General features: G+C 49.3%; 8 protein-coding genes. 1 reads left to right on the forward strand and 7 read right to left on the reverse strand.

From position 1 onward, the window contains the following. Positions 1 to 248 precede the first annotated feature (248 nt). Positions 249 to 4151 (reverse strand): ATP-dependent RNA helicase HrpA, encoded by a 3903-nt coding sequence (gene hrpA, locus FEK50_RS13745; RefSeq protein WP_130210243.1) that lies wholly within the window; start codon positions 4149 to 4151, stop codon positions 249 to 251. A 200-nt stretch (positions 4152 to 4351) separates the two neighbouring features. Between hrpA and azoR the strand changes: the two genes are divergently transcribed. Then, positions 4352 to 4957, forward strand: coding sequence for an FMN-dependent NADH-azoreductase (gene azoR / locus FEK50_RS13750; protein ID WP_000048948.1), 606 nt, complete (start codon positions 4352 to 4354; stop codon positions 4955 to 4957). A gap of 41 nt (positions 4958 to 4998) precedes the next feature. Here azoR and FEK50_RS13755 read toward each other — a convergent pair whose 3' ends face one another. The 6 genes from FEK50_RS13755 to FEK50_RS13780 form a co-directional block, all read right to left on the reverse strand. Next, positions 4999 to 6300 carry a phosphatase PAP2/dual specificity phosphatase family protein gene (locus tag FEK50_RS13755; RefSeq protein ID WP_240780282.1) on the reverse strand — a complete coding sequence of 434 codons (1302 nt, stop codon included), beginning with the start codon at positions 6298 to 6300 and terminating at the stop codon, positions 4999 to 5001. Positions 6301 to 6313: 13 nt separating this feature from the next. Next, positions 6314 to 8071, reverse strand: coding sequence for a bifunctional alpha/beta hydrolase/class I SAM-dependent methyltransferase (locus tag FEK50_RS13760; protein WP_131162346.1), 1758 nt, complete (start codon positions 8069 to 8071; stop codon positions 6314 to 6316). 15 nt (positions 8072 to 8086) lie between these two features. Then, on the reverse strand, positions 8087 to 8983 hold the full coding sequence (locus FEK50_RS13765; RefSeq protein ID WP_131162345.1) for a phosphatidate cytidylyltransferase: 897 nt from the start codon (positions 8981 to 8983) through the stop codon (positions 8087 to 8089). Beyond that, entirely contained in the window at positions 8983 to 9588 is a 606-nt protein-coding gene (locus FEK50_RS13770; protein WP_131162344.1) for a CDP-alcohol phosphatidyltransferase family protein, read from the reverse strand. The genes FEK50_RS13765 and FEK50_RS13770 overlap by 1 nt, the downstream gene beginning before the upstream one ends. A 74-nt stretch (positions 9589 to 9662) precedes the next feature. Further along, on the reverse strand, positions 9663 to 10514 hold the full coding sequence (gene pdxI / locus FEK50_RS13775; RefSeq protein ID WP_131162343.1) for a pyridoxine 4-dehydrogenase: 852 nt from the start codon (positions 10512 to 10514) through the stop codon (positions 9663 to 9665). A 220-nt stretch (positions 10515 to 10734) separates the two neighbouring features. After that, the coding region (locus FEK50_RS13780; RefSeq protein ID WP_138211667.1) for an autotransporter outer membrane beta-barrel domain-containing protein at positions 10735 to 16291 on the reverse strand (5557 nt) is incomplete at its 5' end.

A 16291-nucleotide genomic window follows, 5' to 3' on the forward strand; every position in this document is an offset into this window, starting at 1 on the left:
GAATACTGCGTGAGATAATAATGAGAAGCGGAGCACTCTGAAAGGAGGAAGCCGTATTTCCTTAACCACCTCTCCGCAAGCCTGACATATCTTTTACGGAAAAGCTGTAGATAAACATTATTCATCTTGCAGCAGAGAATTGTATTTTTCTGAATTCCCCAATTTTTGCCTTTACCGTTTTTAGAATTAATAAAAAACCCAGCAGCATAGGCTTACCGGGTTTTAGATTTATCAGGCAAATAGCAGGGTTAACCGCTAATCTGCTCCATCGCCTGCAAAATACGCTTATCTGAAATCGGATAAGGTGTCCCCAACTGTTGAGCGAAGTAACTAACGCGCAGCTCTTCTATCATCCAGCGGATCTCTTTCACGTCTTCATCCTCACGACGTGCAGGCGGCAGTTTGTTGATCCATTGCTGCCACGCCTGCTGGACGTTTTCGACTTTCAGCATCTGCACACGGTCGCGATGTGGATCAATCGCCAGTTTTTCCAGTCGTTTTTCAATCGCCCGCAAATATCGCAGCGTGTCGCCCAGCCGTTTGAAGCCGTTACCAGTAACAAAACCGCGATAAACCAGCCCGCCCATCTGCGCTTTGATATCCGACAGTCCCAGCGCCATCGTCATATCCACCCGACCTTTCAGGCGTTTGTTGATATTGAACACCGCAGTGAGGATTTGTTCGACCTGCTTCGCAATATCCACCACCGTGTCGTTCAGTTCAGCGCGCACTTTTTCATGCAGCGCAGCAAAGCCTTCTTCCGTCCAGACCGGTCCACCATTGGCGTCGATCAGTTGATCCACACCGCAGGAAATACAGTCGTCAATCAGCTCCAGCACTTTACCATACGGGTTAAAGTACAGCCCCAGCTTAGCTTTGTTTGGTAACTTCTCATGCAAATACTTGATCGGCGATGGAATATTCAGCAGCAGTAGACGGCGAAGACCGTTCCACATTGCCTGCTTTTGCTCCAGCGGGTTATCAAACAGTTTGATCGCCACACTGTCGCGCTCATCCACCAGCGCCGGCCACGCTTTCACTTTGTAGTTGCCACGCTTCTGTTCGTAGCTTTCCGGCAGTTGACCAAAACTCCAGATATGTAAGCCGCTCTGCTCGATACCGTCATCCGCCACCGCAGACAGCGTTTCCTGCACTTTGCCTTTCAGGGCATCTTTCAGATCTTGTAGCGAGCGTCCTTCTTTTAGCTTCTTGTTTTTGTCATCCACCACGCGGAAGGTGATTTTCAGGTGATCAGGCACCTGATCCCAGTGCCAGTCTTCGCGGTCAACGGTAACGCCGGTCATCCGCCGTAGCTCGCGTTCAAGGCTGTCGAGCAACGGTAACTCCAGCGGTGTGACGCGGCCTAAAAACGCTTCGGCGTAGTTTGGCGCGGGTACAAAATTACGGCGTACCGGTTTTGGCAACGATTTAATCAGAGCAATCACCAGTTCGCGGCGCAGGCCGGGGATCTGCCACTCAAACCCACTCTCCTCAACCTGGTTAAGTAACGGCAGCGGAATATGTACGGTCACACCGTCAGCATCTGCACCTGGCTCAAACTGATAGCTCAAACGCAGCTTGAGATTGCCCTGATGCCAGAAGTTTGGGTAATCCAGCTTGCTGATTTTTTCCGCACCTTCTTTGATCAACATACTCTTTTCAAAGTTGAGCAAATCAGGCGTTTCGCGGCTGACTTTTTTCCACCAGCTGTCGAAGTGGCGTGCAGAGATCACATCATGGCTGATGCGCTGGTCGTAGAACTCAAACAACGTTTCGTCATCAACCAGAATATCGCGGCGACGTGATTTGTGTTCCAGCTCTTCCACTTCTGCCCGCAGTTTCAGGTTTTCGCGGAAGAAAGCGTGACGCGTCTGCCAGTCACCTTCCACCAGCGCATGGCGAATAAAGAGTTCACGACACAGCGCAGGATCAATCTGGCTGTAGTTAACCTTACGCGCGGCGACAATCGGCAAGCCATAAACGGTGACTTTTTCCGTTGCCATCACCGCGCCCTGCGCCCGTTCCCAGTGCGGTTCACTGTAGGTGCGTTTAATCAAATGCTGAGCGACGGGTTCCACCCATTCCGGATCGATGCGTGCCGCAATGCGCCCCCACAGGCGGCTGGTTTCTACCAGTTCCGCCACCATCACCCATTTCGGCGGCTTTTTGAATAAACCGGAACCGGGGAAAATGGAAAAACGCGCGTTACGTGCGCCGGTATATTCTTGTTTATCGGCATCTTTCATGCCGATATGGGAAAGCAAACCGGTCAGTAAGGCGATGTGAATTTCGCGATACTCCGCCGGTTCGCTGTTCACCGGAATGCCGAGTTCTTTAACTACCTGGCGCAACTGGGTGTAGATATCCTGCCATTCGCGCACGCGCAGATAGTTGAGATAATCGGTACGACACAGGCGACGGAAGGCGTTTGAAGAAAGCGCCTTTTGCTGCTCGCCAAGATAATTCCACAGATTTACAAACGCGAGGAAGTCAGACTCTTTGTCGTGGAAGCGACGATGTTTTTCGTCCGATGCCTGCTGTTTATCCATCGGACGCTCGCGCGGATCCTGAATGGAGAGCGCGGACGTGATAATCATCGCCTCACGCACGCAGCCATGTTTTTGCGCTTCCAGCACCATACGCGCCAGACGTGGGTCGACAGGCAACTGCGAGAGCTGGCGACCGAGCGGCGTCAGTTTATAGGCACTGGCCTGTTCATCCGTGGTGATCGCGCCCAGCTCTTCGAGCAGACGCACACCATCCTGAATATTGCGTTTATCTGGCGCTTCAACAAACGGGAACGCGGCGATATCGCCCAGCCCCAGCGCGGTCATCTGCAAAATAACCGATGCCAGGTTAGTACGCAGAATCTCCGGATCGGTAAACTCCGGGCGCGAGAGGAAATCGTCTTCCGAATAGAGACGAATACAGATCCCTTCTGACACACGTCCGCAGCGGCCTTTACGCTGATTAGCTGAAGCCTGCGAAATTGGCTCAATCGGCAAACGCTGCACTTTAGTGCGATAGCTGTAACGGCTGATACGCGCCGTACCTGGATCGATAACGTACTTTATACCCGGTACGGTCAGCGAGGTTTCTGCAACGTTGGTCGCCAGCACAATGCGCCGTCCGCTGTGCGACTGGAAGACGCGGTTCTGTTCGCTGTTCGAAAGCCGCGCATAAAGCGGCAAGATTTCGGTATGGCGTAAGTTCAGCTTGTTCAGCGCATCGGCGGTATCGCGAATTTCTCGCTCGCCGCTCATAAAGATCAGAATGTCGCCAGGGCTTTCCTGGCTCAGTTCATCTACGGCATCGAAAATAGCCTGCAACTGGTCGCGCTCGGTGTCATCGGCTTCTTCAACAATCGGGCGATAGCGCACTTCCACCGGATAGGTCCGACCGGAGACTTCAATAATCGGCGCATTATTAAAGTGGCGCGAAAAGCGTTCCGGGTCGATAGTCGCGGAAGTGATAATGATTTTTAGGTCAGGACGCCGCGGCAGCAACTCTTTCAAATAGCCGAGCAGAAAATCAATGTTCAGGCTACGTTCGTGCGCTTCGTCGATGATGATGGTGTCGTACTGCATCAACAGGCGATCTTGCTGGATTTCCGCCAGCAAGATACCGTCGGTCATCAGCTTGACCATCGTGTTATCACTTACGTGATCGCTGAAACGCACTTTGTAACCGATGCAACCGCCCGGCTCCGTTTTCAGCTCTTCCGCAATACGGTTCGCCACCGTTCTTGCCGCCAGGCGACGCGGCTGGGTATGGCCGATCAGCCCTTTAATCCCGCGCCCCAGCTCCATACAGATTTTCGGTAGCTGAGTCGTTTTACCAGAACCCGTTTCCCCGGCGACGATCACCACCTGGTGATCACGAATTGCTTCGAGAATGTCCTGTTTTTTCTGACTAACCGGTAAATTGTCCGGATAAGTAATTTCCGGTCGTGCCGCTTCACGCAGCAGGACTTTCCCTGCCGCATGGTCAATCTCTTTCGCCATCTCCTGGAAAATGGCCTGTTGTGCATCAGGATTTTTAACCTTCTTCACACCGTGCAGACGGCGAGAAAAACGCAGTCTGTCACGCAGCATCAGCGAATCCAGCCGTTGCTGTAAGGCGTTAAAGGTCAATTTTTGTTGTTCTGTCATAACGTTAGAGGGCAGCGTCGTGCCTGATTAATTTTCTTTTAAATGATAGATATAGAGTACCACATCGCAGCTTTTTATGTGTTGTTCAATAAATTCGAACATAGACTTCGATATATTGCGCTATCTCTGTGGCAGGATTGTGAATAAAGTGTCAACAAGCAACGGGGCATCGCCCATTCAAACATCTATAAGGAAACACCATGAGCAAGGTATTAGTTCTTAAATCCAGCATCCTGGCAGGGTACTCTCAGTCTAATCAGTTGTCCGATTATTTTGTTGAACAGTGGCGTGAAAAGCATTCCGCTGATGAAATCACTGTTCGTGACCTGGCTGCAAATCCGATTCCGGTCCTGGATGGTGAACTGGTTGGCGCTCTGCGTCCGAGCGATGCGCCGCTGACTCCGCGTCAGCAGGAGGCTTTAGCGCTTTCCGATGAGCTAATTGCCGAGCTGAAAGCCCACGACGTTATCGTTATTGCGGCACCGATGTACAACTTCAACATCTCGACTCAGTTGAAAAACTATTTTGACCTGGTTGCACGTGCAGGCGTTACTTTCCGCTATACCGAGAATGGTCCGGAAGGTCTGGTAACGGGTAAAAAAGCCATCGTTATTACCAGCCGCGGTGGGATCCACAAAGATGGACCAACGGACCTGGTGACGCCGTATCTGTCCACGTTCCTCGGCTTTATCGGCATTACCGATGTGAAATTTGTTTTCGCCGAAGGGATTGCCTACGGTCCGGAAATGGCAGCAAAAGCACAGTCTGACGCGAAAGCAGCCATTGATAGCATTGTTGCTGCATAACCGGACACGATCTTGATGTGGACTGTAGTTCAGTCCACATCTCAATCCGCTAACCTATTTTCCCACAATCTCAGCATCGCTTTGTGCTCTTCCTTCAGCACAATCTGCGAGCGTCTGGCTCGAATATAGCTAATCGCTTCATCAACGGTTTTACAGTGTCCGTAACATAACAACCATGCCGCCACCACCAGAGCACTGCGCGATAATCCCAATGCGCAATGGACCAGAACGCTGCCTTGCTCTTCGCGTAATGTTTCCAGCATCGCCACGGCCTGCCGAAGCTCCCCCTCTTCCGGAACCACCAGATCCAGCATCGGCACACAGAAATAGAGTCGATCTTTTGTCGCTCGTCCACGAGGGAATTCAAAGGTGACATCCAGAACCGCATTCTGTGCCGGAATATGTCGTGGAAACGCCCCTAAATAAACACCAGTAGTAATTTTGCTCACCGACTCCAGGCGAAGACAAAACCAACGCATAGACAGCCACATCCCGATACGCCAGGGCAATGTCAGCCAGTAAACGGCGGGCGGGAGTTTCCCCTGACTATCTTTCCCTGTTGTTATCGCGCCAAGCCCACCGTACCCACGGCCAATAATGAATAGCGATAATACTGGCCAACATAACCAGACTGACCACCATAACTGAAGCATTATCATTAGCTCCATCAACACAATGCACGAGCACGCGCCTACGACATATGGCAGTGCTATTTTGATTCGACGTTGATCAGGTTTCTGGTAATTCCAACGACGGTCGACGGGCACCATCCAGTCAATTAACATACCTACCGCCAGCCCCGTGATGACATCAATAAAATGATGCTGCCAGGTCATCAGCGTCGAAATGGCGATGAGTAAAAACCATCCGCCGCAGACTTTACGCCACCTCACAGCCAGATGCTGACGAAAGTGACGCCAAAGTAGCCAGCAGAGAATAATATGCAGCGAAGGAGACTGGTTATAAGGCAGATCAAACAGTTCAAGTTGCGAAAATAGCCATCCTGTCACCCCACTCACTTCAGGACGGATAAAACTAAACTTCAGCGGATAGAGAAAAAAACCGCAGCAGGCCATTACCGTTGCCAGAATAAGCCGGTGAACCAGTCGGCGCTGTTCGAATGTCGAACTACAAACGAACAACGAAAACCCATATAAAAGATCCAGACTCCAGTAAGGAACAATAGTCCAAGGAAGAAAAGGGATCGCCGTTTCCCAACCGAATACCTGACTGGGGATATCATGGCTGTTAAGGTCCTGAACCGCGGTGAACTGATTAAGAGATCCATAGGTGAAGAAGAAAAACGGGGCAAGCAACAATAACCAGCCAGCTCCTTGTAGCAATACGTTCCGGCGTTCAGTTATCACGACGCACCGCCATCGAAACCGTAAAAATACCCCACTCATCAATCCGTTGTGTGCATTTATCAAATCCGGCATCATGCACGAGCGAATCCATCTCCCCTTGCGAACGCACGCGCATCACCCACGGTTTACCATCTTTATGACTGGTTAACACCCCGGCAATCAGCTCCAGTTGTGGGTGCCACGGCTGCCCGGTGTAGATGAGAATGCCGCCCGGTTCGATGGCATTGGCAAGACCTGCGAGGGAGTTCTTTACCTGCTCATTTTCGGGAAAAAGCTCATACAGTCCAGAGACAATCGCCAAGGTAGGCCGCGGAGTTAACGCGCTGAGTTCCTCCAGGTTAAACGCATCGCCCTGTTCAAAACGCACCTGCCCAGACATTCCCCGTTGGGCAATCATCTCTTGCCCCTGTGCAATATTTAACTCACTGTAATCACGTAACAAAATATCGCTTACGGCAGGCTCGTTTGCCAGTGCATCCAGTACATAGCGCCCATGCCCTGCGGCAATGTCAACCACGCGGACGGGTAAACCTTTGGCGTGGAGATCGGCAACGGCTTGTTTAATCAGCATTTGTAAATGGGTTTTGCGCTTGCGAATACCGCGCCAGCCAACACTATTTAGGTAGATTTTGTCGATTAAGCGCCCGAATGCGTTACTACCTTGCGGTTGATTTTGATAGACATAATCCAGCGAACTGCCTGAATCAAAGCCAGTGCTCATTCCAAGCTGTACGCCAACAGACTGCTCACCCAACACGTTCATTGCTTTACGCATCACACGGTATTGCAGGTCAGCAGCAGATAGCGGCACAGGGCCACCAGAAAGCAGTCGCCAGCGATCCGCCGATGGTCCTGTACGGTCCTCATGTTGATAATCAAACGTCTGTGGCTCATTTGCGTACAAGCGTCTAATAAAACGGCTTATCTTCTCAAACGCCTGCCCCCTGTTCTCTTCGCCCAGCGTATCGTGATAAAAGCCTGGCAGCAGATGCAGCTCTTTCAGTGGACTACGTAAACGCAGATAAAAGTCGATCTGTGGTTGGCGATGCACAACATAGTCATCGCCTGATATCAGAAGTTGCGTGGGGAGCGTAAGCGCCGCCGCATCGTTGACAATACGGTCAGACGTTTTATAGAGATCGAGCAAGATATTGACGGCAATCGCCCGTGTGATCAGCGGATCGTTATTGAAACTCGCTACCCGTTGCCGATCGTGGGTCAAATAGTGTCCTTTCACATAGGAATTAATAAAAAACAGACCACGCAGACGATGCCATAACGCCAGCGCAGGACGTGCCAGCGGCACATACAATTTAACCTTAAAGGCCGGAGAAGCCAGCACCAGCCCACGAATTGCAGGCGCATAATCATGAACCCATGTGGCAACCAGCACTGCGCCGACGCTTTGCGCGATCACAACCACTTCTTCCAGTCCGACTTGGCTGTCGCTGGCAGCAAAACGGACAAATTCATCAACATCCTGCACTGAGCGCATAAGAGACGGGCTATAACCACGCGGCCCCGAAGTTTTTCCATGCCCTCGGGCATCCCAGGCATAAAAAGCAGTATCTGGCATAGCCAGTTCATCAACGAGATGTTGTAGACGACCAGAATGTTCATGACCGCGATGAAATAAGACGATGACCTTTTTCGCCCCTGGCTGTAAAGCGGGCCAGTGCCGATAAAACAACGTTGTATTATCGCTGGTGGTAAAAAAATGTTCCCCAGGGATGCGTGAATTTTCCATTTTCTCTATTTTCCTTCAGTAACAGCAGTAGCGAATGAAATAAAAAAACAACGGGGCGGAGAAAATTAATGAGTCAATCCTGTCCAGCAGACCACCATGTCCAGGAAATAGTGTGCCACTATCTTTAACACCAACATCTCGTTTGATGGCTGACATCACTACATCGCCACAAAAACCACTAATACCAATTAACAAACCCGCTAATAATGCTTGTATTGTATTTAGCGGCGTCAGTAACGGTCCAATAATCAGTGACGCAATCATCGTGGTGATTACGCCCCCCACCAGGCCTTCCAGTGTTTTTCCTGGGCTCACTTTAGGTACTACTTTTCTTTTGCCGAAAGATTTTCCCCATAAATACTGCGCAATATCGTTTGATTCAGTTAACGTCAGCAGAAACAACACCAACAATCCCCCACTCTGAATATGTATAGCTGGTAACATCAATAACCATACGGCATGGCTCAGCGCAAAGATGGTCATTATCCAGCCCCAGTAAATACAGCTTACGGAATGCAGAAAACCTGCTGTTTCACCAACGAAGGCCTGCCGTGTGGCTAATATCAAAAATCCACACAGCGGTATAAACAGCAGAAACAATTCAAAATAATTAAAACTAACCAGCAAATAGTTAATGGGAATGACTACATATAACCAACAAGGAAAATCGATGGAGATAAGCCTTAAATACTCTTTCAACGCCAGAAAGCTAATCAACGAAAAAAACGTTAGCGTTACCCAGCATGGCCCTGAAATTGCCAGTGAGAAACAAATAATAATGCCCCACCAGCTACGAATACGTAATGAGACTTCATCCTTCTTTCTCTCTGGTATCCGCCGTACCCGAAAAAGATTTATCAGCGTCGCTAATATTAAGAGAGCAAAAAGTATCGCCAGTGATTTCTCTAGCATTATTTTTCAGCTCCCATAAGGAGCGCGTTCCGACAACGATTAATCGCCGTCCATAGCAGCAGTATTATCGCAATGCCCCATAAAATATTATTCCATTGCATCCACTGTGGATAGACAGCAATAGTTATGCTCCATATACCAAATATTAACGCACGGTCGCTTTTGCCAAATGGACCGGCATAACTGCGAATACCGTTAATCGTCTGCGCGAGTAAACCGCAAAACTCGGTCAATATGGTGCAAAATAACATGAGTATCACGAGCGATGCATTACTGTCAGGTAAAAACAGAAACGGAAAATAGAGCGCGATATCAGAAATAACATCGCCCGTCTCATTCAATATTGCGCCCAGTCGTGTTTGCTGATTACACTCGCGCGCCAGCATACCATCCAGCGCGTTAAGCGCCATACGGACAAACAAAACGACGGGCAGTAGCAGAAACAACATCGGCTGTGGCAGTAGCGTTAACAGCAATCCGGTAAGAAGAGAAAGTGCCAGTGCAGCAAGAGTAATATGATTTGCTGTGACATGACGCTTATGAAGCCAAAACATTACCGGTCTTAACAACGACTGGAAAAGCGGTTTAACCTGATAGAGCGTCATTATCAATCCTTGTTTTAAACATATGCACTCCATGCTGTAAAAAAGGGAACCGGAATGTTCCCCCCTGTTGTTTGTTAAATACTATCCAACGTAGACAACACTTCCTCAGAAAGATGCAATTTTTCAGCAGCCATATTCTCCCGTAAATGCGCGACGGAAGACGTCCCAGGGATAAGCAAAATATTCGGTGAACGCTGTAACAGCCATGCCAGCGCCACCTGCATCGGTGTCGCATTAAGGTTTGCTGCCACTTCCGAAAGCGTGGAGGATTGCAGCGGCGTGAAACCACCGAGCGGAAAGAACGGTACGTATGCAATGCCATCGCGGGCCAAAGCATCAATCATTGCGTCATCAGCACGGTGCGCGATGTTGTATTCGTTCTGTACACAGACGATTTCGGCAATCTTACGCGCCTCTGCAACCTGCGTCGGTGTGACGTTACTCAGACCAATATGTTTTACCAGCCCTTGTTGTTGCATCTCCGCCAGCACGGTCAGGCTGGCTTCAATCGATCCTTCCGCTGGGCCATGACCATCGCCAAACATAACGCGCAGGTTAACCACATCCAGTACGTCCAGGCCGAGATTACGTAGATTATCGTGCACCGCTTTTTGCAGCTCTGCCGGAGAAAAAGCGGGCAGCCAGGAAGCATCCTCACCACGCCGCGCGCCAATTTTAGTGACAATTGTCAGGTCGTCAGAGTAAGGATAAAGCGCTTCACGGATAATCTGATTGGTGACATGCGGACCATAAAAGTCGCTGGTGTCAATGTGATTGACGCCCAATGCCAGTGCCTCACGCAGCACGGTAATTGCGATATGGCGATCTTTCGGAGGGCCGAAAACGCCAGGCCCAGCCAGTTGCATTGCACCGTAACCAAGACGATTAACGGATTTTGTACCGAGAGTAAATGTGTTGCTGCTCATAACACCCTGCCCTGTAATAAAACGGAATACGAAAAATCAGTATAGAAATGAAAAACGAAAATAAATGCGAAGACGTAAACAAGATTGCCGGATGTACTGCACATACCGGCGCAGGGAAAAGCAGCAAACCGTTGGCTGGATAAGACATGCCAGGCGTCGCATCTGGCAATAAAAAACCGCAACCTGAATCAGCGTTGCGGTTTTCTTCACGACCTAATCATTAGAACGTTTTCTTAAAGTTCAGCATTACGCCTTTATCGCTGATGCTATCCTCTTTCCAGTGGTAAGCATCTAGATTCAGCGAACTTTCTTTACTGCTGTACTTCACGCCAACGCTTGCAAGATTATTAATACCGCCGCCTTTCTGACCGTCATCAACATTAAAGTGCTGACTGCCTGCGCCGGCAAGGCTTGCATTACGCTGGCTCTTCGCATAACTCAGGTTTGGCCCACCTTCCAGTGTCGCGTTCGCGCTCCAGCCGTCTTTGCCTGCGTAGTCCAGTTTCAACCCGACGATACTGTCTACTGCCGTTTCGCTGCCGCTGTTCATACTCAGGTTAAAGTCTCCGGCATTTCGCTCCTGATAGCCACCTTCCAGTGTGTGACGCAGTTTTACACCCGCATATGGTGTGAGCTTCAGCCCCTCGCTCGGCTCGAAGGTCTTCGCTCCTTCGCTACGGAACTCAAGGTACTGCTGTTTCACATCGGTATCTGCCGTTTTGCTCGTGTTGCTAAATGCAATTGAACGACTGCTGTCGAGGTTATGCACGTCATAACGCAATGCGTTATTCCAGCTCATGCCATTCTCGAAGGACATCTGATGTTTCAGGCCAAAGAACTGGCTGTAGCCGCCAGTCACCCCGTTATCACCCGCTTTCTGTGCACCATCGCCATCGAGACGCGCGATACCATACTCCAGACTCAGGCTCTGGCTTTCGCTCAGATCGAGAGTTTTACGCAATGCCAGCATGTCGTACTCGGTGTTGTTGCCCAACTCGGCACGCGGATCGCCTTTTGCGACTACATTGAACGCCAGACCGTTACCCACCTTCGGTGCCGCATCCGCCAGCATACTGAAGCGATTACTTAACACGCGCGCTTCACGGAACACTGTCGTGGCCTGGCTGCCGCTGATTTGCTTAAGTGCGCTATTCAATTCTGCCGTAGTACCAACGTTAAGGCTGGTGTACAGCTCGTTGTTGGTATAACTCGCATCCAGTGCTTTCGCGACGTCATTCACCGAAGCATCAGTTGCCACCTCGGTGTAGGCGTTTTTACTCATGGTGACGTCAACGTTGCCATTGACATCGGTGCTGCCTTTAGCGTTCCAGACAACTGAGGAGGAAGTAATATTCTCCACGCCGCTGATATTTTCACCTTTGAAAACATCATCAATCACTACGCTGGTATCAGCAGTACCGGCACTGAAGCCGGTATTGACCGTGACGTTGTCACTTATGACCAGATTATTGGCTCTCAACGTGCCGGAACTTCCGTCACTGTTGGTACCAATGGTGTAATTGGTGAGTTTTTGCTGGGTAACTGACTCAACAGGCGCAGCAGGTACATTGCCTTGTCCTGGTGTCGCAGAAGCATTCGGTACGGTGATATCAGTAGTACCATCATGATCATTTCTCGTCCCTGTTGTATTTGGTGCATAAATATCGCAACCAATATTACACAGCAGGTTGATAATACCGTTATTGACGATCGCTTTAGTGGAACCACCAAACGCCCATGAATTATCTGCGTAAAGATTAATAACGCCGTCTTTAGTGTTATTAATCGTCGTTGCAGAACCATTACCTTTAATGCCAATCAGGCCTTCACCGTTGCTTCCATCAGCTTTGCCCTGTTCAGTACCCACGTTAATCGTGCCACTGTTCACCAACTGGATTGTGTAACTGGTAGCTCCTCCACTAATGGCAACTGCACCATCACCCTGAATATTGATTGTTCCGGCATTTGCGAAATTATATCCACGGCCTAAATCAATCAATGGCGCAGTTGGATTAATACCATTAATAACGCCAGTTTCCGTATTCCAGATCCACTTACCATTACTATTTGAACCGGTATTAGCGGTTTTAATCGCGCTGTAACCATTAGTCGCGGTAATAGTACCGCGGTTAACCTGGGCAAGTGAATCACCAGTACGAGTCACATTAACGATAGCATTTTCCCCTCCCGCAATAGCATTGCCGCTATTTGTGAGCGTCGAACCTGCTTCATTATAAAGCAAGAAACTACCGTTTATTAAAGAGCTACCATCAGCAGTTACTGTCATATCACCAGTGTTAACAATATTTTGTTTATAACTAGTTCCATTAATAACACCGCTGAAAATACCTTCATTATAGAAGTTTATTCCACCATTCAACGTTAACAGATCGGTTGTGATACTTCCCGAAGCACGGTTATAAATACTGGTACTAGCATTGATGGTGTCGGACTCCAGCACTCCTTTATTTTCCAATCCTTTTATGATATCCAACTTACCATTAACCGTCAGACTGGCATTTTCTTCATTGTACAACCAGTTTGATGCTTTTAAATCACCATTCAACGTTTCATTACCATCATTAACTAATGGCGCAGTAATGATAAATCCATCCTTAGTGGATGTTTTGGTAACTGATTCACCACTCTTGCTCAGCTCTCTTAATAGATCTTTGTTTTCTGTTGTAGCCCCCATATGTGGATCAGCTTCATCCATAGGAACACCAAACAGATTAATAGCACCATAATTAAGGATTGTACCTGTGCCATCGTTATAAAACGCCTGACCGGTATCAACATTAATATTAATAATACCTGTCTGGTCGTTGATAGCAGTACCATAGTTATAAACAGCCATCCCTACCAGGGTGTTTGCTGCCAGGTTTGCATCATAATGACTATTTTTCTCAAGATTAATCGTCCCCTGGTTTATGACGATATTGCTTGCACCATAAGCAGCCATCCCTGCACCGGCGTTATAGACGGTGATGACCCCGCCTTGCTGGTTGGTTGCAACTGCGTTTTCTTTTGGGCTACTACCTGTATCGGTACCCACAGCCATACCTACGCCAAAATCTCTGGCGTCAGCGGAGCCAATGTTATTATTCAACGTAGTTGTGTCGTTTACATCAACCCACAACGAATCCAGACTGATTTTCCCCGCATTATCTGCAGTGGAATTATCAATGGCCAGCATACCGATCGTGCCGCGTCCATACAAATCAATAATTCCGTCTACAGTATTGACCACTGAGCCATTGATGAACGACTCCATCCCTGTAGTGCCAGATGCTCTATTATAGAACGCAGCTGGGGTTGTACTTCCAAGGTCAGAATAGATATTCATCACACTCTGTTGCTGCATTATTTTTGCGGTAATTGTCCCATTATTTGTTGCATTACCATCTTGTGTCGCAAAGAATCCAGCACCAGCAGTTTGTACTTGCCCATAAAAATATTGTTCCAATGTAATGGAACCATTGTTAATACCGGTAGAGTCAGCGTCTGATACTGTTGCAAATCCAATGTTTCTTAGTGCTATGTCACCATTATTTATTGCACTCGCTCCTGAATTAACACCTATGAGTCTTGATTCTGGCGTGTTGTAATGATCATAAGAAGTAATATCACCCATACTTAGTGTGGCACCAACATCGACCTCAAGTATAGCTTTATTATTTAACTGAATGATACTTTCATAACCTAATGGGAAATCACCACTTATTGTTGAATCCCCTTTAAGATGAACAGTGGATTGTCCATCAACACTAATGACCTGAACATCGCCATATCCCTTGCGCTGCGCAGCTATAGCAGAACCATCGGTTAATTGATTAGCCTCACCTACCAGATGAATGCCACTATTTAAATTAATTGTATTGTCATCACCTGTCACTACCAAACCAGAGATATTCTCCTGACTACCATCATATTTTAAATATGACTGGGTAGTCGTTTCACTATCGGCAACAACTGTCAATTTACCATCGACATTTGTATTGTTATTATTGCCTTTAATACTAATGCCAGTAGAAGTATCGTAAAATTTTTCAGCACCATTATCCGCTAACTGATCTTTATCAACCTTGATGTTGCCAGTGATATCAACGTTATTACCATCACCATTAACATTAACCCCAGTGGCCGACTGCCCGGTTACATTCAGATCGGTCGTAGCCAACGTTAATTTGTTGTCGTCACCATTGAGCACAAGCCCCGTGGAGAAATCACCAATCTGCATATCGCCAGCCACTGAGACATCCCCATTATTAGTAGTGATGCTAAACCCGGTAGCTGAATTCGTAACATCAACCTTGCCGGTATTCGAAAAGGTCGCGTTCTCACCTTCGATCTGAATACCGATCGAACCCTCATCTGTAACGGTTATGGTGCCCTTGTTATTCACCGTCGCACTGTCACCGGTGATATCCATTCCATGAGCCCCGCCACTTACATTCAGATCACCGTTCTGATTGACTGTCGCATTATTTCCAGCGATTTCTGTGCCGGTGGAGTCCTTGCCGTCAACGGTGGTTTTGCCGTTGTTGTTGGCGGTAGCATCGTCACCGTTAATCTGTGTGCCGGTGCCGCCGTTGGTGATAGTGCTGTCGCCTTCGTTATTGACAACCGCCTTGTCGCCGTCGATCTGAATACCGATGGACTCCGGATCGGTGACGGTCATGGTGCCCTTGTTATCCACCGTCGCGCTGTCGCCGGTGATATCAATCCCGTGACCGCCGCCGCTGACGTCCAGATCGCCGTCCTGAATAACGGTGCCGTTATTGCCGTTGATTTCCGTGCCAGTGGCATCGTTGCCATCAACGGTGGTTTTGCCGCCGTTATTCGCCGTGGCGTCGTCACCGTTAATCTGTGTGCCGGTGCCTCCGTTGGTGATGGTGCTGTCGCCTTCGTTGTTAACAACCGCCTGGTCGCCGTCGATCTGAATGCCGATGGACTCCGGATCGGTCACGGTCATGGTGCCGTTATTGTCCACCGTCGCGCTGTCGCCAGTGATATCAATCCCGTGACCACCGCCGCTGACGTCCAGATCGCCGTCCTGAATAACGGTACCGCTATTACCGTTGATTTCCGTGCCAGTGGCATCTTTGCCATCAACGGTGGTTTTGCCGCCGTTATTCGCCGTGGCGTCGTCACCGTTAATCTGTGTGCCGGTGCCGCCGTTGGTGATAGTGCTGTCGCCTTCGTTGTTAACAACCGCCTGGTCGCCGTCGATCTGAATGCCGATGGACTCCGGATCGGTCACGATCATGGTGCCCTTGTTATCCACCGTCGCGCTGTCGCCGGTAATATCAATCCCGTGACCGCCGCCGCTGACATCCAGATCGCCGTCCTGAATAACGGTGCCGTTATTGCCGTTGATTTCCGTGCCAGTGGCATCTTTGCCATCAACGGTGGTTTTGCCGCTGTTATTCGCCGTGGCGTCGTCACCGTTAATTTGCGTACCGGTGCCGCCGTTGCTGATGGAGCTGTCACCTTCGTTATTAACAACCGCCTGGTCGCCGTCGATCTGAATGCCGATGGACTCCGGATCGGTGACGGTCATGGTGCCGTTATTGTCCACCGTCGCGCTGTCGCCGGTGATATCAATCCCGTGACCACCGCCGCTGACATCCAGATCGCCGTCCTGAATAACGGTGCCGTTATTGCCGTTGATTTCCGTGCCAGTGGCATCTTTGCCATCAACGGTGGTTTTGCCGCTGTTATTCGCCGTGGCGTCGTCACCGTTAATCTGTGTGCCGGTGCCGCCGTTGCTGATG

This window comes from Escherichia sp. E2586 (genome assembly GCF_005781105.1).
GTDB lineage: Bacteria > Pseudomonadota > Gammaproteobacteria > Enterobacterales > Enterobacteriaceae > Escherichia.